The organism is Methylobacterium tarhaniae, assembly GCF_001043955.1.
GTDB lineage: Bacteria > Pseudomonadota > Alphaproteobacteria > Rhizobiales > Beijerinckiaceae > Methylobacterium > Methylobacterium tarhaniae.
In genome coordinates this window covers 20,003-43,606 of sequence record NZ_LABZ01000008.1, presented here as the reverse complement: position 1 = coordinate 43,606, position 23,604 = coordinate 20,003, and the positions used below count along the sequence as shown (strand labels likewise).

The following is a 23,604-nucleotide window of genomic DNA, read 5'->3' as shown; positions in this document are numbered from 1 at the left end:
GAGCGTGGACATGGAACCGGGGATCAGGGTGCGGCGGGCGTGAGGTCCGTGTGGACGACGTTCCCTTTGGTGAGGGAGCAACGGGTCCTGGGTCCTTGCCACGGGGTTAAGCCATGCAGTCCCCCTTGTTCAACCGCATCGGATGTCCACAGCCGCAACAGAAGCGCCGAAAGGGGCTGGTGGCCGCGTGATCGCGATGACCGCGGGCATGTCGCGGGCGATCAGACCGGCAGGCCGTTCTCGTCGTAGAAGTCCGAATGCTCCGAGGTTGCGCCCGGCAGCCTGTGCCGAGCCACGTCCTGCACGAGAGCACGCAAGGCTTTGTAATTCGCCTGCTGAGTGGGGGTGAGTGCGGCATCCACGGCCGCGCGCGACGCGGCGTCGCTCAGGAGGCGCGGCAAGCCTTCAGTACTCCTGATGATTTGCGGCTTCTCCATCGGTCGCTCCATGGCTTCCCGAAACCGACACCCCGGTGATCCTCGAGGCGACGAGGCTCGGAGACGACTTCGTGATGTGGCGAACCTGATCGAGAGCGGGTGTTACGACTGCAGGCTCACGGCAGGCACGAGGTCCGTTTTGGTGAAATCGTTGCCTTTGAACAGCAGAGGAAGATCATCGCGTTTCGCGACCGCGTAGGACAGGCAGTCGCCGAAGTTGAGAGATGCAGGGTGCCCACGTCCCTTCCCATACCGATCGAATGCCCGTTGCGCGATGAAGCTATGAGCTGCCGTAAACGGCAAAAGTGTGAGATTCGACAGCGTCATCAGTTTGCGGAGGATGTCCGTCGCATCGGGTTCGCCGCGGCGTTCGACGGCGATATGGGCCTCCAGGGCTGTCGGTGTGCCCAGGATGCAGTCTTCCCGTGTCAGCACGGCGAGGAAGATCTGAGCTTCCGGCTCTCCAAGCGCGATGGCGAGCAGCGCCGAGGTATCGACCGCAATCATCGCGGCAGGCCGGCCTCGTCGTAAAGATCGCTGTGATCGGAGCTCGTCCCAGGCGGCAGCTTGGCCCGCACAGCTGCGCCGCGCGCCAGGATATCCGCGATGAACGCTTCCCGATCGCCAAGCGGCTGTCGTGGGGGCGTTACGACACGGGTCGCCGGCATCTCGTCATAGGCCCGCAACGCCTGCGCCACGGCATCGCCCGGCGTCGTCCCGAGACGCTCCGCGAGGCGCCGGGCGAGCAGCAAGGTCTCATCGCTGTCGATGATCAGAGGCTCGGTCATGGGGGCGACTCCTGATGGCGTCGAATCTAGGGCCTCCCCCACGCGTTCCTCAAGGCTGCCAAGCCGCCCGCTCCACCGGCGCCTCCGCCGCCGCCGCATCCATGCGGGCCATGAGCGCCCGCAGGGCCTCCGTCACGCCCTGGCGGGTCGCCGAGGACAGGACGAGGGGTTTCTGGCCGCACGCCTCCTCCAGGCGTTCGAGCTGGAGCGCCAGGGTCTCGGGGTCGAGGGTGTCGGCCTTCGAGAGGGCGACCACCTCGGGCTTCTCCTCCAGGCCGTGGCCGTAGGCCTCGAGCTCGGTGCGCACCAGCCGGTAGGCGGCGCCGGCATCCTCGCTGGTGCCCTCGACGAGATGGAGCAGCACCCGGCAGCGCTCGACATGGGCCAGGAACTTGTCGCCCAAGCCCACGCCCTCGTGGGCGCCCTCGATCAGCCCCGGAATGTCGGCGAGCACGAATTCGCGGGTATCGACCCGCACCACGCCGAGGCCCGGATGGAGCGTCGTGAAGGGGTAATCGGCGATCTTGGGCTTTGCCGCGGTCACGGCGGCGAGGAAGGTCGACTTGCCGGCGTTCGGCAACCCGACGAGACCCGCATCGGCGATGAGCTTGAGGCGCAGCCAGAGCCAGTGCTCCTGGCCCTCCAGGCCCGGATTGGCGTGTTTCGGGGCGCGGTTGGTCGAGGTGGTGAAGTAGGCGTTGCCGAAGCCGCCATTGCCGCCCTTGGCGAGCCGCACCCGCTGGCCGACCGTGGTCATGTCGGCGATCAGGGTCTCGCGGTCCTCGGACAGGATCTCGGTGCCGGCCGGCACCTTGAGGATCACGTCCTCGCCCTTGCCGCCGGCGCGGTTGCGGCCCGAGCCGTGCTCGCCCTTGCGGGCCTTGAAATGCTGCTGGTAGCGGTAGTCGATCAGGGTGTTGAGCCCCTCGACGCACTCGACCCAGACGTCGCCGCCGCGGCCGCCGTCGCCGCCGTCGGGCCCGCCGAACTCGATGAACTTTTCCCGCCGGAACGAGACGCAGCCGGCGCCGCCGTCTCCCGAGCGGACGTAGACCTTGGCCTCGTCGAGGAACTTCACGGGATCACTCCAACAATGGGTCGAGGACGGCCGGGGAGGGGCCCCGGCCGCGATAAGTCTAGCAGATCAGGCGCCGACCCGGCATTCCGGCCGGTCATGACGCTCGAAGACGAGGCCCGCGGCGTGCCAGGTCTTCAGGCTGTCCCAGGCGCGCCGGTCGAGCCGGAAGCGGTCGACCGGGAAGACGCCGCCCCGGGCCGGGAAGGCCTGGAGGCCGGAGCCGACCGAGGCGAAGCCGCACTTCTCCAGCACCCGCCGCGAGGCCGGGTTCACCACCCGGGCGGAGGAGGCCAGCTCGCTCCCCTCCGTATAGGCGAAGAAGGCGTCGATCATCGCCCGCGCCGCCTCGGTGGCGAGGCCCTGGCCCCAGTGCGGCGTGCCGAGCCAGTAGCCGAGATGCGGGGCGCCGCCGTCCGGATCGGGCTCGATGCTCACGACGCCGATCGCCTGGGTCGGGTGCCGCCGCGGCGTGATCGCCATGACCAGCGCCCGCCCATCCGCATTGGCCTGCCGCGACTCGAGGATGAACTTGTCCACGGCCGGCGGGTCGAGCGGATGCGGGATTCGGGCGGTCATCCCGGCTACGGCTTTCTCACCGGCGAAGCGGACGAGGGCTTGCGCATCGGCCTGGCGGGCCCAGCGCAGCCACAGCCTCCGGGTCTCGAGCCGGAAGACATCGTCGCGGGTGAGGTCGGGATACATCGCCTGACTCCGATCCGAACCCAGAGCCTCCCGCTCGGGCGCGGTTACGAGAACGACGAAAGGGAAGGTGGCGCCCCACCTTCCCCTCGTGATCTCGCTCGGAGCTTGGCCGTTTCAGGGCCCAGTTGAGCAGGAGTCGCCGGGTCGGTGTGGGGACACCGGCGGAGCTCCCTCGTCACTGGCTCCGTCGGGTTATTCTGCGGCCTCCAGGGCCGGGGCGGCGTCGTTGGCGACGACCGTTACGAAGGCGCGGCCTCGTTTGGTAATGAATTGCACCTTGCCGGCGGTGAGGGCGAAGAGGGTGTGGTCGGTGCCCATGCCGACGTTCACGCCGGGATGCCACTTGGTGCCGCGCTGACGCACGATGATGTTGCCGGCGACGACGGCCTCGCTGCCGAACTTCTTCACGCCGAGACGACGACCAGCCGAATCGCGACCGTTGCGGGACGAACCGCCTGCCTTCTTGTGAGCCATGGGGCTAACTCCTGGATTCTGGGAAAAGGGCTCGCGGCCAGCTTTAAGCGGCGCTGATGCCCGTGACGCGGACCACGGTGAGGTCCTGGCGGTGACCGCGCTTGCGGCGCGAGTTCTGGCGGCGGCGCTTCTTGAAGGCGATGACCTTCGGGCCGCGGGCCTGCTTGACGATCTCGCCGGCGACGCTGACGCCCGAGACCAGCGGGGCGCCGACCTGGGTCGCGCCGGAGCCGTCGGTGAACAGCAGCACCTCGCCGAAGGTGACCGCGGTGCCGGCCTCGCCCTCGAGCTTCTCGATCGTGATGACGTCGTTGGCGGCGACGCGGTACTGCTTGCCGCCGGTCTTGATCACTGCGAACATCGTTCTCGTCCGTGTTCCATCCGGCCTCCGGCGCCTCGCCGGGGTCGTCTTTTTGACAGTTGACGTTCGGGAGCCCGTGCGGACCGCCGCGAACGCGACGGCGCGCGGACCGTGCAGCCCGCGCGCCAGATGGCACCGTTACGGGTGTGCGCGCCGTCTGTCAACGCCGTTGCTCCCCGGTTTTGCCGCCGCGCCTTGATTTCGCGGCGACCTTCGCCGAAGACCGCCCGGCGGCGTGCCGGCCGGCCGGTCGCACGCGAGAGGTGCGGGAGACCACGATGGAAGAGCTTGTTGCCCGGGTGACGCAGGCCACGGGACTGGACGCGACCACGGCCCAGAAGGCGATCGGGCTCATCCTGGCCTTCCTGCAGAAGGAGGGCCCGGCCGAGGAGGTCAACCGCCTCATCGCGGCGATGCCGGGCGCCGATGCGGCGCTCGCCCAGGCCGGCGACGGCGGCCCCGGCGAGGGCGGCGGCGGCCTGATGGGGATGCTCGGCGGCATGATGGGCGGCGGCGTGATGGCGCTCGGCCAGAAGCTGATGTCCGCCGGCGTGCCGATGGGCCAGATGCAGCCGCTGGGCCGCGAGCTGTTCGCCTATGGCCGCGAGAAGGCCGGCGAGGACGTGATGGGCCCGATCGTCGGCTCGATCCCGGGTCTGAGCCAGTTCGTCTGAGCCATTCGGCCGCGGCATCAGGGTGCCGCGGCCACCTTTTCCTACGGGGGCGCGCTGGTGCCGGGATCGCTCGGCCTGAACGGCAGGCGCCGCCCGTCGACCTCGAGGTCGGGCAGGACGGGCTCGATCGGCGCGGCCCGGCCGGCCTGGATCGCCGCCAGCGCGGCCTCGCTCCGTCCCCAGTCGAACGGCCAGGACAGCGTGCCGGCCTGGTGCCCGGGCCGGGTTCCCGCAAGGCCGCAGGCGCGGGACGCCAGCGCGGCGGATCCGGGTCCTTTCGGGCATGGTCCCGGGACGGACGGCGTAGCGCGCGGCCGGATCTGCCGCAAGGTCAGCCCTGGCGTCCGGGCCGGGAGGCCGGGCCCCGCGACGGGGCGGGACAGCGCCCGTCCCGCGGCGTCGGGGACCGGCCGCGCCCGCTTCCAGGCCAAGGCTTTGTTGCGCCTCGTAAACCCTTGTCATATTCCCGTGCCGGCTTCGTGGTGTCTTGTCGCCACGCGGGGCGGTCGCAGCGGCCGTCCCGAAGGCGTCGGATCGGTCGGCGCCGCACGGGATGCCTCGATCATGGTTCCGTTCCTCTCCCGTGGCCCGGCCGGCGACGGCCGCGATGCTCCGCCCGGCATTCCCCTGACCCGCCTCCTGGGTCGGGCCGCGGAAGGCGGTATCCACCTCAAGGGACTGGCTCAGCCCTCGCGGCTCTTCCCGCGCCTCAGGCATTTCGAGACCCCCGGCCTCGACCCGGTTCTCGGCCGCATCGGCTCCCTCGAGGTGCGCCTCGCGACGACGCCGAAGGAGGTCAAGCGGGCCCAGCGCCTGCGCTACCGCGTCTTCTACGAGGAGATGGCGGCGATCCCGACCGGCATGGCCCTTCTCAAGCGTCGCGACGCCGACGAGTACGACGCGGTGTGCGACCACCTCCTGGTGATCGACCACGCCGCACAGGAAACGAAGCCCTTCCGCAAGCCGAAGCCCCGGGTCGTCGGCACCTACCGGCTGCTGCGCCAGGAGCAGGCCGACCGCAACTTCGGCTTCTACACCGCCGGCGAGTACGATCTCGGCCCGGTGCTGGAGGCCAATGCCGGCAAGCGGGTGCTGGAGCTCGGCCGCTCCTGCGTGCTCAAGCCCTACCGCACCAAGCGCACCGTCGAGCTGCTCTGGCACGGCATCTGGACCTACGTCCTGCACCACCGCATCGACGCGATGCTCGGCTGCGCCAGCCTGGAGGGCACCGACCCGGACCGCCTGGCCCTGCCCCTGAGCTTCCTGCACCACTTCGCCCGCGCCCCCGACGGCTGGCGCGCCCGGGCGCTGCCGGGCCGCCACGTCGCCATGGACCGCCTCAGCCGCGAGGCGATCGACCCGAAATCCGCTCTCCAGGCCCTGCCGCCGCTGATCAAGGGCTATCTGCGGGTCGGCGCCACCTTCGGGGACGGCGCGGTGGTCGACCACCAGTTCGGAACGACCGACGTGTTCGTGGTGCTGCCCGTCGAGGCGATCGCCAAGCGCTATATCGGGCATTTCGGCGCGGAGGCGGGGCGGCACGCGGCGTGAGGGAACTCGGCGCGCCGATCAGCGCATGAACGGCCGCGCCGGACAACCCACGACGGTCTGACCTGCCGGCACGTCCCGCGTGACGACGGCGCCGGCCCCGACCACCGCGCCCCGGCCGATCCGCAGCCCCTGCAAGATGCAGGCGTTGAGCCCGACGAAGACGTCCGCTTCGCACAGGACGGTGCCGGCGAGGCGTGCTCCCGGGCCGACGCAGACCCCGGCATCGAGCCGGCCATCGTGGTCGATGCTCGCGCCCGTGTTGACGAGGCAGGCCTCCGCCAGGACGGCACCGACGCCGACGATCGCGCCGGCCGCGACGAACGCCCCCGCGCCGATCACGGCACTCGGGGATATGAGGCCGGCGGGGTGGATGATCGTGCCGAGCTGCCCCCCGTTCGCCCGAACCGTTTCCGCCATCGACCGCCGCACGGCCCGATCGCCGGTCCCGAGATGAATTCGGCAGCCTTGCAGGAAGCTCCGGTCGCGAAGGCGATCGAGCCCGCCGAGGACGCGATGCGATCCGAAGAACGGTTCGCCGTCAGGCAGCGCATCCCACAGGACGCCGCGGACCGGCAGCCCGGCGAGATCGGCGGCCTCCAGCGCGACGCGGGCGTGCCGGCCCGAGCCGCCGACCGCGATGACCAGGGGAGCCGGGGAAACCGACATCGTGTCCCCCATGGGATGTCGAAGGTTGTCCGCCTACACCAACCCCCGCAACCCCTCCCGATAGGTCGGATGGGCCAAGTCCACTCCCAGCTCCTCCCGGATCAGCCGGTTCCGCACCCGCTTGTTCTCGCCGTAGAAGCTGCGTGCCATCGGGCTCAAGGTGGCGGTGTCGAAATCGACCGCCGGCGGCAGCGGCAGCCCGGCGAGGTCGGCCGCGAAGGCCGTCACGTCCTGCGGCGGGGCCGGCTCGTCGTCGGTGACGTTGTAGATCGCCCCCGGCCGCGGCCGGTCGAGGGAGGCGGCGAGCGTCGTCGCGATGTCGTCGACGTGGATGCGGTTGAAGACCTGGCCCGGCTTGACGATGCGCTGCGCCTTGCCCTGGCGCAGCTTCTCGAAGGCGTTGCGCCCCGGCCCGTAGATGCCGGACAGCCGGAAGACCTGCACCGCCTTGCCGGTCCGCGCGCCGAGGGCAAGCCACGACTCCTCGGCCGCCACCCGGTCGCGGGTGCGCTGGTGGCTGGGGGCCGGCGGGGTCGCCTCGTCGATCCAGGCGCCGCCCTGGTCGCCATAGACCCCGATGGTCGAGAGATAGCCGATCCACCGCGCCGGGCCGGCGGCGATCACGTCTTCGAAGGCTGCCAATGCCGGGTCGGCGCCGGAATCCGGCGGGATCGAGACCAGGATCGCGTCGGCCCGGGCGAGGTCGTCGGCGATCCGCGGATCCGTCGCCTCGGGCGAGAAGACCCGCAAGCTCACGCCGTCGAGGGTGCCAGGATTCCGGCGGGTCGCCGTGATGCGGGCGAAGCGGACGCGCTCGCGCGCCACGAAGTGGCCGGCCGTGTAGCCGAGCCCGAAGACGAACAGGTTCATGGGCTGAGCCTTACCTGAAAGGATGTGCGGTCTTATGCAGGGCGCGGCCCTGCACCCGCCAGAGGGCCCGCCCTCTGGACACCCTGATTTTTCGCGAGGGCCCACTCGGCCAGCACGTCGGCATCCTGCTCCTCCGCCGGTGGGGCAGGGGGCAGGCGCCCGAGGCGGGCGAGCGCCCACACCGCCATGCCGCGCACCAGCGGCGAGGGATCCTCCAGCAGGCGCCCCGCCTCCCCGGCGAGGCTCGCATCCCCCGAATTGCCGATGGCGATCAGAACGTTGCGCAGGAAGCGGTCGCGTCCGGTCCGCTTGATCGGCGTGCCGGCAAAGCGGGTCCGGAAGGCCGCGTCGTCGAGCCGGGCCAGTTCCGCGAGGGGCGGCGCGGCCAGCTCCTCGCGCGCCATCAGCCGCGCCTCGCGGGTCGCCGCCGCGAACTTGTTCCACGGGCACACCGCCAGGCAATCGTCGCAGCCGAAGACCCGGTTGCCCATCGGCACCCGGAACTCGGCCGGGATCGGTCCCGCATGCTCGATCGTCAGGTAGGCGAGGCAGCGCCTGGCATCCAACCGGTAGGGGCCCGCGAAGGCGTCCGTCGGGCAGGCATCGAGGCAGCGGCGGCAGCGGCCGCAATGATCACCCTCGGGCTCGTCCGCCGGCAGCTCGGCCGTGGTGTAGAGGGCGCCGAGCAGGAGCCAGTTGCCGAAATCCCGCGACAGCAGCACGCTGTGCTTGCCCTGCCAGCCGAGGCCGGCGGCGGCGGCGAGCGGCTTCTCCATCACGGGCGCGGTGTCGACGAAGACCTTGATCTCGGCTCCGGCCTTGGCCGCGAAGGCGCCGCCGAGCTCCTTCAGCTTGCCCTTGATCACGTCGTGGTAGTCGCGCCGCCGCGCATAGACGGCGATCGACCCGCGCGAGGGCTCCGCGAGCGCCGCCAGCGGGTCGCCGTCCGGCCCGGCATTGACGCCGAGCATCACGATGCTGCGCACCTCCGGCCACAGACGCGCCGGATCGGCCCGCTCCCCCGAGCGCTCCTCCATCCAGCCCATGCCGCCGTGATGGCCGGCGGCGAGCCAGGACGCCAGGCGCCCGGGGAGGTCCGGCACCGCGTCGGGCCGCGTCACCGCCAGCGCGTCGAAGCCCAGCGTCCGGGCGCGGGTCTCCAGGAAGTGACGAAGGGGGTGAGGGGTCAGAAGTCCAGATCCGCGTAATGGTCGGCCGGCGCCATCCCGGCCACCCGGTCGGCGAGAAGGCTGCGGAAGGAGGGGCGCGACTTCACCCGCGCGTACCAGTTCCGCGCCATCTCGTCCTCGTCCCACGGCACGTCGCCGAGATAGTCGACGCAGGACAGGTGCGCCGCCGCCGCCAGGTCCGCATAGGTCAATTGGCTGCCCGCCAGCCAGTTCCGCCGCGAGATCAGGTAGCCGATGTATTTCAGGTGGTAGCGCACGTTGCTGCGCGCCGCCCGGATCGCGTTCATGTCCGGCGGGCCGCCGCCATGCTGCGAGGTCATGAAGCGCTTGTGGATCTTCTCGGTGACGAGGTAGCCGGTCACCTCCTGGTCGAACTTCTGCAGGAACCAGTCGAGCAGGCGGCGCACCTCGACCCGGGCGGCGGGGGCTTCCGGCAGGAGCCGGCTCCCGCTCGACCCCAGGCCCCGCGTCTCGTCGAGGTACTCGGCGATCACGCCGCCCCCCGGCACGGCGAGCCCGCTCTCCTCCACCAGCACCGGGGTGGTGCCGGCGGGGTTCATCATCAGGAAGTCCTCCCGGCGCTCCCAGGGGCGTTCTTCGACGAGCTGGGGCTCCATGCCCATCTCGGCCATGACCAGGCGCACGAAGCGGGAATGCGGGCAGAACGAGGAGTGGTGGAGCGTCGCCATGCGGGGCCGTTTCGCGCTTCGTCTGTTGGCTGGCCTTGAAGGTCGGCTCGCGGTGGGTCGAAGGTCTCCGGATTGACCCGGTCGTGATTAACGTCCGGTCACCGGTTCATAGAGATCTTTCGGCATCCTTAACACGGGTGACGGGTGCTGGTAACCGAGCCTCAACCCTACCGATGCGAGGGTCCGCCGAGAGGCGTAAACCTCCGGCACGCCGCTCACCACAGACTTGCCACAGAGGTGGCGCCGTACCGGCGCGCAAGCAAGCGGGCCGGCGCTTCAAGTCGGGTTCCGATTCCCCATCCTCCGCCGGACGCGGTCGCCCGACCGCCCGCGGCGCGACCACGAGAGCAGGCGACATGACCACGGCGACATGGAGGGCGGGCGGGCCCGCGCGCGACACGGCCCCACACCGGGGAGCGCGGTGATGGACGTCGCCAGCATCGGCAAGGCCGTCCTGCTCGCCCTCGTCGAGGGCGCCACCGAGTTCATCCCGGTCTCCTCGACCGGGCACCAGCTCCTCGTCGGCCACTTCATCGGCTTCGAATCGCCCAACAACACCTTCGAGGTGCTGATCCAGCTCGGCGCCATCCTGGCCATCGTGAGCGTCTATTTCCGCCAGATCCTCGACCTGCTGCGGCGTGCGCCCAGCGACCCGAATGCGCGCCGCTTCATCCTGGCGATCCTGATCGCGTTCCTGCCCGCCGCCATCGTCGGCGGCCTGTTCTCGAAGCACATCAAGTTCTACCTGTTCAATCCCTGGATCATCTGCTCGACCCTGGTCGCCGGCGGCCTCGTGCTCCTCGTCATCGACGAGACCGAGATCGAGCAGAAATACGACGACGTGCACCAGTACTCGCTGCCGATGGCGCTGAAGATCGGCCTGTTCCAGTGCCTGGCGATGATCCCCGGCGTGTCGCGCTCCGGCGCCACCATCGTGGGAGCGATGCTGATGGGCTCGGGCAAGCGTGCCGCCACCGAGTTCTCGTTCTACCTCGCCATGCCGACCATGGCGGGCGCCTTCGCCAAGGACCTGCTCGACAACTACAAGAACCTGTCGAAGGACGATGTCGGGCTGATCGCCATCGGCTTCGTGGTCGCGTTCCTGTCGGCCCTGTTCGTGGTCCGCAAGCTCCTCGACTACGTCTCCCGCCACGGCTTCGCGCTGTTCGCCTGGTGGCGCATCCTGGTCGGGGCGGCGGGCTTTGCCGGGCTGATCGTCTTCGGGTGACGAGAGGGGGCGAAGGCCCCCCTTAACGGCACTCGACCGTGGGCGGGTCGCGCGGCTATGTCGTGGATCAGGGAGAGACCCGCGCCAGAGGACCCGCCATGGACGAGACGACGCTCGCCGCCGCATTTCCGGCCGCCACGGAGGCGCAGTGGCGTGCCCTGGTCGACGGGGTGCTCAAGGGGGCCGATTTCGAGAAGCGGCTGGTGCGCCGCACGCCCGACGGCATCACGATCCAGCCGCTCTATCCACCGGCGGAGGCCGCGCCCCAGCCCGGCCGCGCGGCGCCCGGGCGCTGGCGGGTGAGCCAGCGGGTCGATCACCCCGATCCCGCCGAGGCCAACGCCCTGGCGCTGACCGACCTCGACGGCGGCGCCGACGCCCTGACCCTGGTGGTGGCCGGCGCGCCGTCCGCCCGCGGCTTCGGCCTCCCCGGCCCGCAGGCGCTCGCGGCGGCCCTCGACGGCGTGATGCTGCCGCTGATCGGCCTGCGGCTCGATGCCGGCGCGGCGGCGCCCGAGGCGGCCAAGGCCCTCCTCGCCCTAGCGAAGGCCCGGGGTGACGACCTCTCCGCCCTCGACATCGATCTCGGCCTCGACCCGGTCGCCGTGCAGGCCGCCACCGGGACGGCGCCGTCCTGGCCCGGCCTCGCCGACCTGCTGCGCGACCTTGACGCCCAGGGCTTTGCCGGTCGCGCCTTCCTGGCCGATGCCCGGCCGTTCCACGAGGCCGGCGCCAGCGAGGCGCTGGAACTGGCCGCCGTGCTCTCCGGGGCGCTGGCGACCCTGCGGGTGCTCGAGGCCGGCGGGCACGATCTGGAGCGCGCCCGCGCCGCCCTGGCCTTCCTGCTGGTGGCGGATGCCGACGAGTTCCTGACGGTGGCCAAGACCCGGGCCCTGCGCCGCCTCTGGGCGCGGGTCGAGGAGGCGTGCGGGCTGACGCCCGCGCCGATCCGCCTGCATGCAGAGACCGCCTGGCGCAGCACCACGCGGCGCGACCCCTGGGTCAACATGCTGCGGGCGACCACCGCCGCCTTCTCGGCCGGCCTCGGCGGGGCCGACGCGATCACGGTGCTGCCCTTCACCGCCGCCCTCGGGCTGCCGGACGCCTTCGCGCGCCGCTGCGCCCGCAACACCCAGCACGTCCTCCTCGACGAGGCCAACCTCTGGCGCGTCGCCGACCCGGCCGCCGGCGCCGGCGGGTTCGAGGCCCTGACCGACGCGCTCTGCGCCGAGGCCTGGTCGCTCTTCCAGGCGATCGAGCGGGACGGCGGGATCGCCGGGAGCCTGCGCTCCGGGGCGCTTGCGGGCCGCCTCGCCTCCTTGCGCAAGACCCGCGACGCCGACCTCGCCACCCGCCGCCAGCCGATCACCGGCACCAGCGAGTTCCCGGACCTGCACGAGGCGCCGGTCGCGGTGCTGGCCCCCGCCCCGGCGGCCGAGCCGGCGCCGGAGGGCGCCCTGCCGTCCCGGCGGCTCGCCGAGCCCTACGAGGCCCTGCGCGACGCCTCCGACGCCATCCTCGAACGGACCGGCCGGCGCCCGCGGGTCTTCCTCGCCAATCTCGGGCCGTTGAGCGCCTTCAACACCCGCGCCACCTTCGCCCGCAATGCCTTCGAGGCCGGCGGCATCGAGGCGGTGGCGAATGAAGGATTTCCGGATCACGCCGCCCTCGCCGAGGCCTTCCGGGCGTCCGGCACGCCGCTCGCCTGCCTGTGCTCGTCGGACGCGGTTTATGCCGACGAGGCGGTGCCGGCCGCCGAGGCCCTGCGGGCAGCCGGCGCCACCACGATCTACCTCGCCGGCAGGCCGGGCGACCTCGAAGCCGCCCTGCGGGCGGCCGGCGTCGCCCACGACCTCTATGCCGGCTGCGACCTGGTGAAGCTGCTCGGCCAGGCGCAAGACGCAGCGAAGGCCTGAGGCCGGACACCGCATCCCGTGCCGGTGCCGTCCGGCCCGGGATGCCCTATCTGTGACCACCGTGACCGAGATCCTGTTCTACCACATGCAGCGCCAGCCCCTGGAGGCGGTGCTGCCGAGCCTCCTGGAGAAATCCCTGGAGCGGCAATGGCGCGTCGCCGTGCAGGCGACGAGCGAGGAGCGGCTTCAGGCCCTCGACGACCATCTCTGGGTCTTCTCCGACGAGAGCTTCCTGCCCCACGGCACCGACCGCGACCCCGATTGCGGCACCCAGCCGGTGGTGCTGACCCTGCGCGACGCCAACCCGAACGGCGCCTCGATCCGCTTCCTGGTCGAGGGCGCCGCCCTGCCCGACGACGCAGGCAGCTACCAGCGCATCTGCATCCTGTTCGACGGCACCGACCAGGACGCCCTGCTCCACGCCCGCGAGCAGTGGCGCGGCGCCAAGGAGGCCGGCCACAGCGTCGCCTACTGGCAGCAGGACGAGCGCGGCCGCTGGCAGAAGAAGGCGTGATGCGGAATCTGCGCCCTTTATGCTGTCTCGACGAAGCACATATCCGCCCTTCCATGCGGGCAGAGCTGTCCGGGGAAAGAAAGGGCGCGGGAATTCCCCTCTCCCCGCGGGCGGGGAGAGGGCTTCATCGACCTTGTCGTCGATGAAGCAAGCGGAGGCGAAGGCCGGAGCGAGGGTGAGGGGGTGTTTCCGGAAGAGCCTCGTTCGTCGAGACTCCCTCACCCTCGCGCTTCGCGCTCGTTTCGTCCCCGGCGAGGGGGACGAAAGCCTCCCCCCGCAACGAAGTCGGGCAAGCCCGACCTCGTCCGTCGCTTGCAGATCCCGGGCAAGCCCGGGATCTGTCGGGGAGAGGAGAATGCCCGCGCACGATCCTTCGAAGGGGTGGAGCGGCGATCATAGGAAGAACAGGGCCCCGGGCCCGCGAGGAGACGTCATGAGCCGTATCACGACCCGGATCCTCGCCGTCGCGGCGGCCCTGCTGCTGGCGCCCGCCCCGCTCGTCGCGCAGCCCGCCCGGCAGGAGGCCCGGCAGGAGGCCCGCCAGCCCGAGGGGCGGCGCCTGCCGCCGGACGCGACGACGCAGCACAGCCTCACCCTCGCCGACGGCCGAACCCTGAGCTTCACGGCGATCGCCGGCAGCCTGCCGCTGGTCGACGAGTCCGGCAAGCTCCAGGCCGAGATCGCGTTCACGGCCTTCATCCTGCCGGATCGGGAGGCCCGGACCCGGCCCGTCACCTTCGCGGTCAATGGCGGTCCGGGCGCGGCCTCGGCCTATCTCAACCTCGCGGCGGTCGGGCCCTGGCGGCTCCCCCTCGACGGCGCGAGCATCAGCCCCTCGCTGGCGCCGGTGGCGGTCCCGAACGAAGAGACCTGGCTCGACTTCACCGACCTCGTCTTCATCGATCCCGTGGGCACCGGCTACAGCCGCGCCGCCGGCGATGACGGGAAACGCTATTACGGCGTCGAGAGCGACGCCGCCGTGCTGTCGGCGGCCATCGCCCGCTGGCTGCGCACCAACGACCGGCTCACCTCCCCGAAATTCTTCCTCGGCGAGAGCTATGGCGGCTTTCGCGGGCCGCTGATCGCCCGCAAGCTCCAGGACGACGTCGGCGTCGGTCTGTCCGGACTGGTGCTGCTCTCGCCGGTGCTCGATTTCGGCTACCTCCAGCCGCCGCGGCACAACCCGCTGGGCGCCGTGACCCGGCTGCCCTCGCTGGCCGCCGCCGGCCTGGAGCGCCGCGGGGAGACCCCCGATCCCGCCCGCATGCAGGAGGCCGAGGCCTACGCCACCGGCCCCTACCTCACGGACCTCCTGCGCGGCCCCGCCGACAAGGCCGCCACCGACCGGCTGACCGAGCGCGTCGCGTCCCTGACCGGCCTCGATCCCGCCCTGGTGCGCCGCCAGGCCGGCCGGGTCTCCGGCTCCAGCTACCAGCGCGAGGCCGACCGCGACTCGGGGCGGGTGGCGAGCGCCTACGACACCGGCGTCACCGGCTGGGACCCCGACCCGAGCGCGGCGCAAGGCCGCTTCGACGACCCGATCCTCTCCGCCATGCAGGCGCCGCTCACCAGCGCCATCGTCGACCTCACCGCCCGCACCCTGAACTGGCGGGTGCCGAACCTGCGCTACGAGCTTCTCAGCAACGCGGTCAACGGCAGCTGGAACTGGGGCGGCGGCCGCTCCCCGCCGGAGGTGGTGGGCGAACTGCGCCAGGCGCTCGCCCTCGACGGCAACCTGCGGGTGCTCGTCGCCCATGGCTACACCGACCTCGTCACGCCCTACTTCGCCTCGAAGCTGATCCTCGACCAGATGCCGGGCTACGGGCCCGACAGGCGCCTCTCCCTGTCGGTCTATCCCGGCGGCCACATGTTCTATTTCCGCAAAGGTTCGCGGGCGGCCTTGCGCGCCGACGTGCTCCGCCTCTACGAGACGGCCCTGGCCGCGCGGCAGAGCGGCGGCGAAGGACGATGACGGGCGGGGCACGATGCGGCGGACGGTGATCGGGATCGCCACGACGGGGATCGGTCTGATGGGCTTGGCGCTGGCCGGGTGCAGCAGCACCGACCGCGCCGCCCCGCCGGTGAACCTCGCAAGCCCGCCGAAGCCGGCCCCGCCGCCCACCCCGACCTGGGGGCCGGTCCTGGCCCAGGACGGCACGTGCACCGGCGCGGTCCCGGCGACCGCGACCGAGATCGCCCCTGGCATCGGCGAGTGCGAGCTGGTGCGGCTCAAGGGCAAGCCGCCGACCGACGTGCTCGTCGGCGAGAGCGGGCGGGGCCAGCGCGAGGTGCAAGTGCTCTACACCGAGCCCGGCGCGAAGGAGCTATACTTCTTCGTCAACAACCGCCTCGATCGGGTCGTGAAGTAGGGCAGGACGCCCTCACGATCCGGGACGGCCGGCGCGCGCAGGTGCGCGGCGGCCGGGCCATGCGCTAACTTCATCGGCGCGACGCGTGCCCCCATCGGTCCGGGGGCCCCCGCAGACCTGCAAAAGGGACCACGACCATCATGCGTGAACCGAATGCGGTCGATTTCTGGCGCGGCATCGCCCTGATCACGATCTTCATCAACCATATCCCGGGCAACGTCTTCCAGAACTATACCTATTCCCAGTACGGGATCTCGGACGCGGCCGAGCTGTTCGTGTTCCTGGCCGGGTGGTCGATCGGCATCGCCACACGCGGGCGCGACGGGGTACCGGAGCCGGCCGGCCGCACGGTCCTGCGGCTGCTCTCGCGCATGGTCGAGGTCTACCGGGCGCAACTCGTCATCACCGCCATGGCGCTGGCGATGCTGGCGGGCGCCGCCCTCTACCTCGACAACCCGCTCCTGGTGGAATGGCACAATGCCGGGCCGATCTTCAGCGACCCGATCCAGGCCACCGTCGGCTGGGTGACGCTGCTGCACCAGCTCGGCTTCTTCAACATCCTGCCGCTCTACGTGGTGCTGCTCGGCCTCGCCCCCGCCTTCGTGCTCCTGTCGCGGGTGCATCTCGGCCTGGCGGTCGGGCTCTCGGCCCTGCTCTACGCGGTCAGCCTGGTCTTCGAGATCAACATCCCGAGCTGGCCGGTGGAGGGGCACTGGTTCTTCAACCCGCTCTGCTGGCAGCTGCTGCTGGTGCTCGGCTTCGCCGCGCATGAATGGCGGCGCAGCTCCGAGCGGTTCCTGGCCTGGCGCCGCCGGCTGATGCCGCTCGGCATCGTCATCGTGATCGTCGGCGCGGTCCTATCCTGGTTCAACCTGCGGCCCGACCCCCTGGCGGTGCCCGAGCCGCGCCTGCTGTTCATCTTCGACAAGTCCTACCTCTCGCCCGCCCGGCTGGTTCACTTCCTCGGCGTCATGCTCGCCTTCCAGGCGGTTTTCGGCCTGATCCAGCCCCGGGCGCGCTGGCTCACCCGCCAGCTCGCCGGGCTCGGGCGCAACTCGCTCGCAGTGTTCTCGGTCGGCTCGGTCGCCAGCCTCGGTGCACAACTGATTCGTTTCTGGACGGGGGGAGGTTTCGCGACCGACGTCTTTGTCGTAGGATGCGGCTTAGCCTCTCTCTCCTTCACGGCATGGTTCGTCGAATGGCGCTCTCGCTCTCCCCGTCCCTCCTCGGCGGCGTGAGCCTCGCCTTGGTCTCCGGCCTCGCCCTGTCCGTGCAGGCCCAATCGACGACACCCCCGCCCGCGCAATCCCAACCTGCGCAGGTCCAGCCTGCGCAATCCCAGACGGCGCCCTCCCAGCCGGCCCCATCCCAACCGGCCCCATCCCAACCGGCCCCATCCCAACCGGCCCTTGCCGAGATTCCGGCGCTCCAGGCCACCGCGCCGGGCCCGGACGCGCCCGATCCCAGCCTCTCCCCCGAATGCCGGGTGCCGGGCTCCAAGCTCTACACCCTCGCTAAGCTCAAGGCGGTGAAGAAGGCCCTGCGCGAGCACCGGGCCGTCCAGGTCCTGACGATCGGCTCCAATTCCGGAGGCCTGGGCACCGCCGCGACCTACCCGGTGCGCCTCGAGGACGCCCTCACCCGCTCGCTCCCCGACATCGAGGTCACGGTGGAAAGCCGCGGCGTCTCCGGCGAGATCGCCTTCGGGGCGGCGGAGCGCCTGCGCAACCAGGTGGCGGAGATCGAGCCCGACCTCGTGGTCTGGCAGGTCGGCGGCAACGACGCCCTCGCCCGCGTCGACATCGAGGACTTCTCGCAGTCGCTGGCCGAGACCGTGGCCTGGATCAAGTCGCACGGCATCGACGTGGTGCTGGTCGATCCGCAATACACCGCGAGCCTCGCCAAGGACGATTACTACCGCCAGTTCGTGCAGGCGATCCAGAAAGTCGCCGAGCACGAGCAGGTGCCGCTGGTCCAGCGCTACGAGGCGATGCGCTACCTCGCGGGCCGGGCGATCAGCGCCCTCAAGGGCGGCGACACGGCCCAGTCCGGCGCCGGCTTCCGCCTGGCCGATCTCGGCTATCGCTGCATGGCCGAGCACGTCACCCGGGCGATCACCGTCTCGCTGCTCCAGCCGGACGTGGCGCCGGTGTCGAAGGCGTCGCCGGTGCCGGCGAATTAGGCGCCGCTCCTCCATCCTCCCGCCCGCGACCGGGATGCCGGTAAACAACCGAAGGGCGAGACGTGGCATGACGTTCTGGCTGCTCGCTGCCGCCTGCCTCGGCCTCCTCGCCCCGGCCTCCGCCTCCCACGCCGCCGAACCCCTGCGCCTCGTTCTCGCCACCGCGACGCCCGGCGGCGGGTTCCCGGCCTATGGCGAGGCGCTGGCGGCGGCGGTCCGGGAGGTCGACCCCGACCTTATCCTGGAGCTGCGCGCCAGCAAGGGCTCGACCGAGAACCTGGTGCTCCTGCGCGACGGCCGGGTCGATCTCGGCCTCGTCCAGGGCGAGTACGCCTACGAGGCGCTCACCGGGGAAGGGGCGAAGCCGGCCGTGACCGTGGTCGCGCCGGTCTACGCCGCGCCCGGCCTGTTCGTGGTCCCGGCGGACAGCCCGGTCCGCCGCATCGACGATCTGCGCGGGCGGCCGGTGGCCCTCGGCACGCGGAGTTCCGGCCTCACCGCCATGGGCCGGACCGTGCTGCGCGGATCGGGGATCGATCCCGAGCACGACATCCGGCCGGTCCTCCTCGACCAGGCCGGCGACGGCCCCGCCATGCTGCGTGACGGCCGGGCCGCGGCCCTGTTCGGCGGCGGCACAGGCTGGCCGGGCTTCCGGACCATGGCCGAGGCGCCGGGCGGAGCCCGGTTCATGGGTCCGTCGCCGGCGGCGATCGTCGCGATCCTGGCGGCGAGCCCGTCCCTGCGGCGCATGACCGTGCCGCCCGGCACCTTCCCGCACCAGGACGCGGCGATCGAGACGGTGGGATCGTGGAGCTTCATCCTCGGCCGGCCGGGCCTCGACCCGACCTCCGTCGCCCGCCTCGTCGCGGCGATCGACCGGGCGAAACCGGCCCTCGCCCGCCGCCTGCCGCACGAGCGGCCGAGCGACCCGCGCGATCTGAAGGACGCGGTCCCGGCGGGCTGGCTCCATCCGGCAACGGCGGCCTTCCTGGGCGGCCAGTAGAGCCGGACCGGACCTGTGTTCCTGTGGACACAGGGTCGGCAACATTATTACATTGCGTTTCCGAGTGTTGCTCCCCGGCGGACGGCCTGCCATGGATGAAGCCGTCAAGGTTCCCCGGGCGCGAGCCCGCGGGCGAAGAGGGAATTCGGTGAGCCCGTCGGGTGCGGAGACATCCGGGGCGAGGCCGAGGCTGCCCCCGCAACTGTGAGCGGAGAGTTCCCGCCGCCTTAGGCCACTGGTGCCCTCGCACCGGGAAGGCCAGGCGGGAGCGATGATCCGCGAGCCAGGAGACCTGCCTTGGCCCGCGCCGCGAGGTGCGGTCACGTCCCGTGGGCGGTGCGGCCCTGGGGAGCGCCTGGGCCGTCTGCGGTGCAATCGAAGCGCGGGCGCGGCCTGCCGCTCGCCCGAGGCGGCACTGCGCAGCAACAATCGAGTATGCTTCGTGAAACGCCGTTCGCCGCTCCACCGTCCCGTGCCCGCCCCGGTCGGCTCCCGCCGCTGCGCCGCCCTGGCGACCGCCGTCGCGGTCGGCCTTGCCAGCAATGCGGCGCGGGGGCAGGAGACCATCGCCCTCGACGAGGTGGTGGTGGAGGGGCCCCGGCCCGCGGCGCCGGTGCTCCCGGCGCTCTCCGGGGCCGCCGGCACGATCGGCCTGATCGGCCCGACCCCGGGCTTTCGCGGCGACCGGGCGGTGAGCAGCACGAAGACGGATACGCCCCAGCGCGACGTGCCGCAGATCGTCACCGTCGCCCCGCGCGAGGTCGTCACCGATCTCGCCGCGACGCGAGTCGAGCGGGTCCTGGCCTATACGCCGGGCATCGTGCAGCAGAACAATTTCGGCGGCCTCTCGCCCCTCGGCTACGCCGTGCGCGGGGTGGCGACGGCGGAGATCTACAAGAACGGCTTTCCCCTCGCCCGCGGGTTCCCGCCCCAGCAGGATACCCAGAACGTCGAGCGGATCGAGGTGCTGAAAGGCCCTGGCGGCGGCCTGTTCGGGCGCAGCGACCCGGGCGGCCTCGTCAACATCATCACCAAGCAGCCGACGCGTGAGCGCTTCGTCGAGATGGGCGGGCAATGGGGCTCGTTCGAGCAGGTCCGCGGCACGATCGATTCCGGCGGCGCGCTCAACGAGGACGGCACGCTCCTCTACCGCTTCAACCTCGCCGCCGGGCGCCAGAACAGTTTTCGGGACTTCGTCGACGGCGACCGGCTCCTCGTCGCCCCGGTGGTGAGCTGGCAGGTCACCCCCGACACCAAGGTCACGGTCGAGACCGAGTTCCTCCGCAACCGCGCCGTGTTCGACCGCGGCGTCATCGCCATCAACAAGCAGCTCGGCTTCCTACCGATCTCGCGCTTCCTCGGCGAGCCGGGCCAGAGCATCGAGCAATCCAGCGACACGATGCAGGTGCGGGTCGATCACCGCTTCAACGCCGACTGGCAGATGCGGCTCGCCACCTATTTCAACACCGGCGCATTCGTCGGCGAGGCGGTCGAGGTGCGCGGTCTCGCTGCCGACAACCGCACGGCCCTGCGCGACCGCAACTTCCGCAACTACCGCTGGGACGTGGCGATCGGCCAGGCCGAGCTGGTCGGGCGCTTCGACACCGCCGGAATCGGCCACACCCTGCTCCTCGGCTTCGAGCGCGAGAGCACCGATGCCCGCTACCAGCAGGTCCGCTCGCGCTTCCGCCAGACCCCCTATTCCCTCGACATCTACGCCCCGGTCTATGGCCGGCCGCTGCCGCCTTACGCCTTCCAGACCAACGGCTTCGAGCAGCTCACCAACACTGCGCTCTACGCCCAGGACCAGATCGCGCTGAGCCCGGAATGGAAGGCGCTGGTCGGCGTGCGGTTCGACTTCTTCGAGCAGGCGTTCCGGGAGCGCACCACCGGCATCCAGACCGACCAGACCTATTTCGCGGCCTCGCCCCGGGCCGGGCTGGTCTACCAGCCGCTGCCGGAACTCTCGCTCTACGCCAATGTCGGCAGGAGCTTCCGGCCCAATACCGGGCCCGACGCCTTCGCGGTGGCGGCGAGCGGCCCCTTCGCGCCGGAGACCGGCCTCGGCTACGAGGTCGGCACCAAGCTCGATCTCTTCGGCGGTGCCCTGGCCCTCACCGGCGCCGCCTTCCGGGTCGAGCGGCAGAACGTGCTGACTCCCGATCCCGTCAATACCGGCTTCTCGCTCGCCGCCGGGGCGGTGCGCAGCCAGGGCTTCGAGTTCACCGCCGCCGGCCAGCTCTCGCCGGAGGTCAAGATCCTGGCCGGCTACGTCTTCGCCGATGCGGTCGTCACCAAGGACAACGTGTTGCCGGTCGGCGCCCCGCTGATCAACGTGCCGCGCCACTCGGGCAGCCTGCTCGCCGTGCACGAGGCGCAGGAGGGGTTCTGGAATGGCTTCGGCATCGGCGGCGGCGTGCGTGCCGTCGGCGAGCGGGCGGGCGACGCCGCCGGCACCGGCTTCCGGCTGCCGGGCTACATCGCCGTCGATGCGCTCGCCTATTATCGCTGGGAGAATTTCAGGTTCGGCCTGAACGTCGAGAACGTGTTCGACGCCACCACTTACGAGAGCTCGCTGAGCGCGCTGCGGGTCTATCCGGGAGCGCCGCGCCGGTTCACCGGCACCCTGTCGGTGCGTTTCTGATGCAGGCCGCTCACCGCAGGGGCGATGCCGGGCGGGACGCCGCCACCGCCCGGGCCCGGCGCTACCGCCGCGACCTCACGCCGATGCTGGCTGCCATCACCGCCGAGGCCGGCGGGACTCCTGAGGGCATCGCCGCCTCCCTGACCCGGCGCGGAGTGCAAAAGCCCCGCGGCGGCCGGGTCTGGACGCCGCCGGACGTGCGCCGTCTCCTCTCCCGCCTCGCCACCGAGACGGTACCTTGCGAGACCACCTCGTGACGCTCGACCCCACCTCCGCGCCGGCCGGCCGCATCGGCGCGATCGACGCCTTGCGCGGCTTCGTCATGCTGCTGATGCTGGTCGATCACGTGCGGGACGTCTTCTACCTCCACGCCCATCTCCGCGACCCGATGGACCTCGGCGTCACCGAGACCGGCCTGGCGATGACGCGGCTGACCTCGCATCTCTGCGCGCCGGTCTTCATCCTGCTCACCGGGCTGTCGGCCAGCCTCTATGCGGGCAAGCACGGCACGGGCGCGGCGTCGCGCTTCCTCCTCACCCGCGGCCTGTTCCTGATCGGGCTCGAGCTCACCCTGGTGAACCTTGCCTGGACCGGACACATCCTGCCGCCTGTCCTCTACCTTCAGGTGATCTGGGCGATCGGGCTCGGCATGATGGCGCTGGCCGGGCTTCTGTGGCTGCCGCGTCCCGCCCTGGCGGCGGTCGCGGCTCTGGTCATGCTGGGGCACAACCTCCTCGACGGGATCGTGCTCGCGCCCGACCAGGCCGGCTACACCCTGTGGTCGATCCTGCACCAGCGCGGCCTCCTCGCCCTGCCCTGGGGCGTGGCCCGCACCTCCTACCCGGTGCTGCCCTGGATCGGCGTCGCGGCGGCGGGCTACGTCCTCGGGCCCTGGTTCGCGATCGCTCCCGAGGCGAGACGCCGCCGGCTCCTCGCCCTCGCGGCGGCGGCCCTGGCGGGCTTCACGGTGCTGCGGGGCCTCAACGGCTACGGCGACCCGGTGCCCTGGCAGGCCGGTTCGACCCTCGGGACGACGATCCTGTCGTTCCTGAACGTCACCAAGTACCCGCCCTCGGCCGATTTCCTGCTGCTGACGCTGGGCCTCGGGCTCTGGCTCCTCGCCCTGTTCGAGGCGCTGCCGGCCGCCCGCCTCGCCTGGCTGCGGGTCTTCGGCGGCGCGCCGCTGTTCTTCTACCTCGTCCATCTCTGGCTGCTGCGCGGGCTCTACGATCTGGCCTTCGCGGCCGGCCTGACCGGCCCCTCCGGCAAGGTCGAGCTCGGCTCGCCGGCGCAGCTCTGGCTGGTCGCGCTGGTGCTCGGCCCTCCGCTCTACCTGGCCTGCCGCTGGATGGTCGGGCTGAAGCGGCGGGCCAAGCACCCGATACTGAGCTATCTCTGATCACTGACGCAGGGAAACGTTCACCGAGATGATGTGATCCATCGTCACCCGGGAGGCCGGCGCATGGACCGTCTGGTTCATGTAGCCGACCTCCAGGGTCGACGGGCCCTGCAGCGGCAATTCGAGCCCGACGAAGGTGCGGATCCGGTCGAAGCCGGCCCGCGCCCCCCAATCGGTGTCGTTGAGCGCCACGAAGGCCTCGGTCCAGGCCACGGCCGCGACGCCACGTTTCTCCTCGGTCAGCGGCATTGCGGCGCGCAGCATCTGGCGCAGGCGAAAGCCCGTGTCGCGGCCGTTGGTCTGGAAGCGCTGCTCGAACCGGGTGCGGGAGGAGAGCTTCACGCGCTCGAAGGTGCCGATCTCCCACCCGACCTGCTGGAAGCTGCGATCCTCCGAGAAGGCGCGTTGCCCGAGCGGCGTGTTCTCGACCCGGGCATAGCCCTGGTAGACGGTGACGGAGTCGGAGATCTTCCAGCCGATCGCCGGCCGCACGATGAGCTGGTCGAGCCGCGAGATGCCGTCGCCGAAGCGCGGCTGCACCTCGGCGAAATAGGCGAAGGAGCCGACGCTCCCGAAGGCCGTGGCGTTGATCCAGAGCTGCCCGTCATGGTCGGCCTGGGCCGCCGCCGGCAGGATCGAGGATGCGAGCCACAGGGCCGGCAGGAGAGGGAGCAGACGTCCGGCCACGATCATGCCTGCTCCATCGGGTGCGCCCGCGCGGGGTCCGGACGTGAGTTTCCTTCCCCTCGAACGCGTGGGCGAGGGGCCTTGATGCCGGTGAGCCGGCAATGTTTCCAGTCTGTTGCTGGCAAGACACAGATGCAAGACATGACCGTCTGCAGCGTTGGCAGTCTATCCCCGCGCCGCGC

General features: G+C 71.3%; 26 protein-coding genes and 1 riboswitch. Of the genes, 13 read left to right on the top strand and 13 right to left on the bottom strand.

The genetic code is table 11. From position 1 onward, the window contains the following. Positions 1-221 precede the first annotated feature (221 nt). The 7 genes from VQ03_RS01385 to rplU form a co-directional block, all read right to left on the bottom strand. Positions 222-437, bottom strand: a complete 216-nt coding sequence (locus VQ03_RS01385; protein WP_157063910.1) for a hypothetical protein — start codon at positions 435-437, stop codon at positions 222-224. Positions 438-539: 102 nt separating this feature from the next. Then, the gene (locus VQ03_RS01380; protein WP_048449057.1) at positions 540-944 is read right to left on the bottom strand and encodes a type II toxin-antitoxin system VapC family toxin; all 405 of its coding nucleotides are present in this window, start codon (positions 942-944) and stop codon (positions 540-542) included. Then, positions 941-1,225 carry a type II toxin-antitoxin system VapB family antitoxin gene (locus VQ03_RS01375; RefSeq protein ID WP_048449056.1) on the bottom strand — a complete coding sequence of 95 codons (285 nt, stop codon included), beginning with the start codon at positions 1,223-1,225 and terminating at the stop codon, positions 941-943. The genes VQ03_RS01380 and VQ03_RS01375 overlap by 4 nt, the downstream gene beginning before the upstream one ends. Before the next feature lie 49 nt (positions 1,226-1,274). Then, positions 1,275-2,303, bottom strand: coding sequence for a GTPase ObgE (obgE, locus tag VQ03_RS01370; RefSeq protein WP_048449055.1), 1,029 nt, complete (start codon positions 2,301-2,303; stop codon positions 1,275-1,277). A 66-nt stretch (positions 2,304-2,369) separates the two neighbouring features. Next, positions 2,370-3,005 (bottom strand): GNAT family N-acetyltransferase, encoded by a 636-nt coding sequence (locus tag VQ03_RS01365; RefSeq protein ID WP_048449054.1) that lies wholly within the window; start codon positions 3,003-3,005, stop codon positions 2,370-2,372. A gap of 192 nt (positions 3,006-3,197) precedes the next feature. Beyond that, positions 3,198-3,479, bottom strand: coding sequence for a 50S ribosomal protein L27 (rpmA, locus tag VQ03_RS01360; protein ID WP_048449053.1), 282 nt, complete (start codon positions 3,477-3,479; stop codon positions 3,198-3,200). Positions 3,480-3,522: 43 nt separating this feature from the next. Further along, a complete protein-coding gene (gene rplU / locus VQ03_RS01355; protein ID WP_048449052.1) occupies positions 3,523-3,840 on the bottom strand; it encodes a 50S ribosomal protein L21 in 318 nt (105 codons plus the stop codon). 278 nt (positions 3,841-4,118) lie between these two features. On the opposite strand from rplU, the gene VQ03_RS01350 reads away from it, so the two are divergent. Next, complete coding sequence (locus VQ03_RS01350; RefSeq protein ID WP_048449051.1) at positions 4,119-4,514, top strand: DUF2267 domain-containing protein; 396 nt, start codon at positions 4,119-4,121, stop codon at positions 4,512-4,514. Positions 4,515-4,555: 41 nt separating this feature from the next. Here VQ03_RS01350 and VQ03_RS01345 read toward each other — a convergent pair whose 3' ends face one another. Next, the gene (locus VQ03_RS01345) at positions 4,556-4,945 is read right to left on the bottom strand and encodes a hypothetical protein (protein WP_048449050.1); all 390 of its coding nucleotides are present in this window, start codon (positions 4,943-4,945) and stop codon (positions 4,556-4,558) included. A 133-nt stretch (positions 4,946-5,078) separates the two neighbouring features. Between VQ03_RS01345 and olsB the strand changes: the two genes are divergently transcribed. Then, positions 5,079-6,065: a l-ornithine N(alpha)-acyltransferase gene (gene olsB / locus VQ03_RS01340; RefSeq protein ID WP_048449049.1), complete on the top strand. Its 987-nt coding sequence runs from the start codon at positions 5,079-5,081 to the stop codon at positions 6,063-6,065. Between the two features lie 18 nt (positions 6,066-6,083). On the opposite strand, the gene VQ03_RS01335 is transcribed toward olsB, so the two are convergent. From VQ03_RS01335 to VQ03_RS01320, 4 genes are read right to left on the bottom strand one after another with little or no spacing between them, the layout of a single operon-like run. Beyond that, a complete protein-coding gene (locus VQ03_RS01335; RefSeq protein WP_048449065.1) occupies positions 6,084-6,731 on the bottom strand; it encodes a NeuD/PglB/VioB family sugar acetyltransferase in 648 nt (215 codons plus the stop codon). Between the two features lie 33 nt (positions 6,732-6,764). After that, positions 6,765-7,601 carry an SDR family oxidoreductase gene (locus tag VQ03_RS01330; protein WP_048449048.1) on the bottom strand — a complete coding sequence of 279 codons (837 nt, stop codon included), beginning with the start codon at positions 7,599-7,601 and terminating at the stop codon, positions 6,765-6,767. Between the two features lie 32 nt (positions 7,602-7,633). Continuing rightward, the gene (gene queG, locus VQ03_RS01325; RefSeq protein WP_280948422.1) at positions 7,634-8,764 is read right to left on the bottom strand and encodes a tRNA epoxyqueuosine(34) reductase QueG; all 1,131 of its coding nucleotides are present in this window, start codon (positions 8,762-8,764) and stop codon (positions 7,634-7,636) included. A 23-nt stretch (positions 8,765-8,787) separates the two neighbouring features. Further along, on the bottom strand, positions 8,788-9,480 hold the full coding sequence (locus VQ03_RS01320) for a glutathione S-transferase family protein (RefSeq protein WP_048449046.1): 693 nt from the start codon (positions 9,478-9,480) through the stop codon (positions 8,788-8,790). A 424-nt stretch (positions 9,481-9,904) separates the two neighbouring features. Here VQ03_RS01320 and VQ03_RS01315 point away from each other — a divergent pair, with 424 nt between their 5' ends. The 11 genes from VQ03_RS01315 (at position 9,905) to VQ03_RS01265 (ending at position 22,735) form a co-directional block, all read left to right on the top strand. Continuing rightward, positions 9,905-10,708: an undecaprenyl-diphosphate phosphatase gene (locus tag VQ03_RS01315; protein WP_048449045.1), complete on the top strand. Its 804-nt coding sequence runs from the start codon at positions 9,905-9,907 to the stop codon at positions 10,706-10,708. 98 nt (positions 10,709-10,806) lie between these two features. Then, the gene (locus VQ03_RS01310; protein WP_048449044.1) at positions 10,807-12,624 is read left to right on the top strand and encodes a methylmalonyl-CoA mutase family protein; all 1,818 of its coding nucleotides are present in this window, start codon (positions 10,807-10,809) and stop codon (positions 12,622-12,624) included. A gap of 61 nt (positions 12,625-12,685) precedes the next feature. Further along, positions 12,686-13,138: a DNA polymerase III subunit chi gene (locus VQ03_RS01305; RefSeq protein WP_048449064.1), complete on the top strand. Its 453-nt coding sequence runs from the start codon at positions 12,686-12,688 to the stop codon at positions 13,136-13,138. A gap of 433 nt (positions 13,139-13,571) precedes the next feature. Continuing rightward, positions 13,572-15,110 carry a S10 family peptidase gene (locus tag VQ03_RS01300; RefSeq protein WP_048449043.1) on the top strand — a complete coding sequence of 513 codons (1,539 nt, stop codon included), beginning with the start codon at positions 13,572-13,574 and terminating at the stop codon, positions 15,108-15,110. Between the two features lie 13 nt (positions 15,111-15,123). Next, entirely contained in the window at positions 15,124-15,507 is a 384-nt protein-coding gene (locus VQ03_RS01295) for a hypothetical protein (RefSeq protein WP_048449042.1), read from the top strand. Positions 15,508-15,647: 140 nt separating this feature from the next. Further along, on the top strand, positions 15,648-16,745 hold the full coding sequence (locus tag VQ03_RS01290; RefSeq protein ID WP_048449041.1) for an OpgC family protein: 1,098 nt from the start codon (positions 15,648-15,650) through the stop codon (positions 16,743-16,745). Beyond that, positions 16,706-17,689 carry a GDSL-type esterase/lipase family protein gene (locus VQ03_RS01285; protein WP_083467704.1) on the top strand — a complete coding sequence of 328 codons (984 nt, stop codon included), beginning with the start codon at positions 16,706-16,708 and terminating at the stop codon, positions 17,687-17,689. Before VQ03_RS01290 ends, VQ03_RS01285 begins: the two co-directional genes overlap by 40 nt. Positions 17,690-17,756: 67 nt before the next feature. Continuing rightward, positions 17,757-18,692: a TAXI family TRAP transporter solute-binding subunit gene (locus VQ03_RS01280; RefSeq protein WP_048449040.1), complete on the top strand. Its 936-nt coding sequence runs from the start codon at positions 17,757-17,759 to the stop codon at positions 18,690-18,692. Positions 18,693-18,782: 90 nt separating this feature from the next. Beyond that, positions 18,783-19,006, top strand: a riboswitch (cobalamin riboswitch). Positions 19,007-19,200: 194 nt separating this feature from the next. Then, complete coding sequence (locus tag VQ03_RS01275; protein ID WP_048449062.1) at positions 19,201-21,336, top strand: TonB-dependent siderophore receptor; 2,136 nt, start codon at positions 19,201-19,203, stop codon at positions 21,334-21,336. Then, positions 21,336-21,593 carry a hypothetical protein gene (locus tag VQ03_RS01270; RefSeq protein ID WP_048449039.1) on the top strand — a complete coding sequence of 86 codons (258 nt, stop codon included), beginning with the start codon at positions 21,336-21,338 and terminating at the stop codon, positions 21,591-21,593. Before VQ03_RS01275 ends, VQ03_RS01270 begins: the two co-directional genes overlap by 1 nt. Then, on the top strand, positions 21,590-22,735 hold the full coding sequence (locus tag VQ03_RS01265; protein ID WP_048449038.1) for an acetyltransferase domain-containing protein: 1,146 nt from the start codon (positions 21,590-21,592) through the stop codon (positions 22,733-22,735). The genes VQ03_RS01270 and VQ03_RS01265 overlap by 4 nt, the downstream gene beginning before the upstream one ends. On the opposite strand, the gene VQ03_RS01260 is transcribed toward VQ03_RS01265, so the two are convergent. Further along, on the bottom strand, positions 22,736-23,428 hold the full coding sequence (locus VQ03_RS01260; RefSeq protein WP_048449037.1) for a DUF2490 domain-containing protein: 693 nt from the start codon (positions 23,426-23,428) through the stop codon (positions 22,736-22,738). It abuts the gene before it with no gap. Between the last annotated feature and the right edge of the window lie 176 nt (positions 23,429-23,604).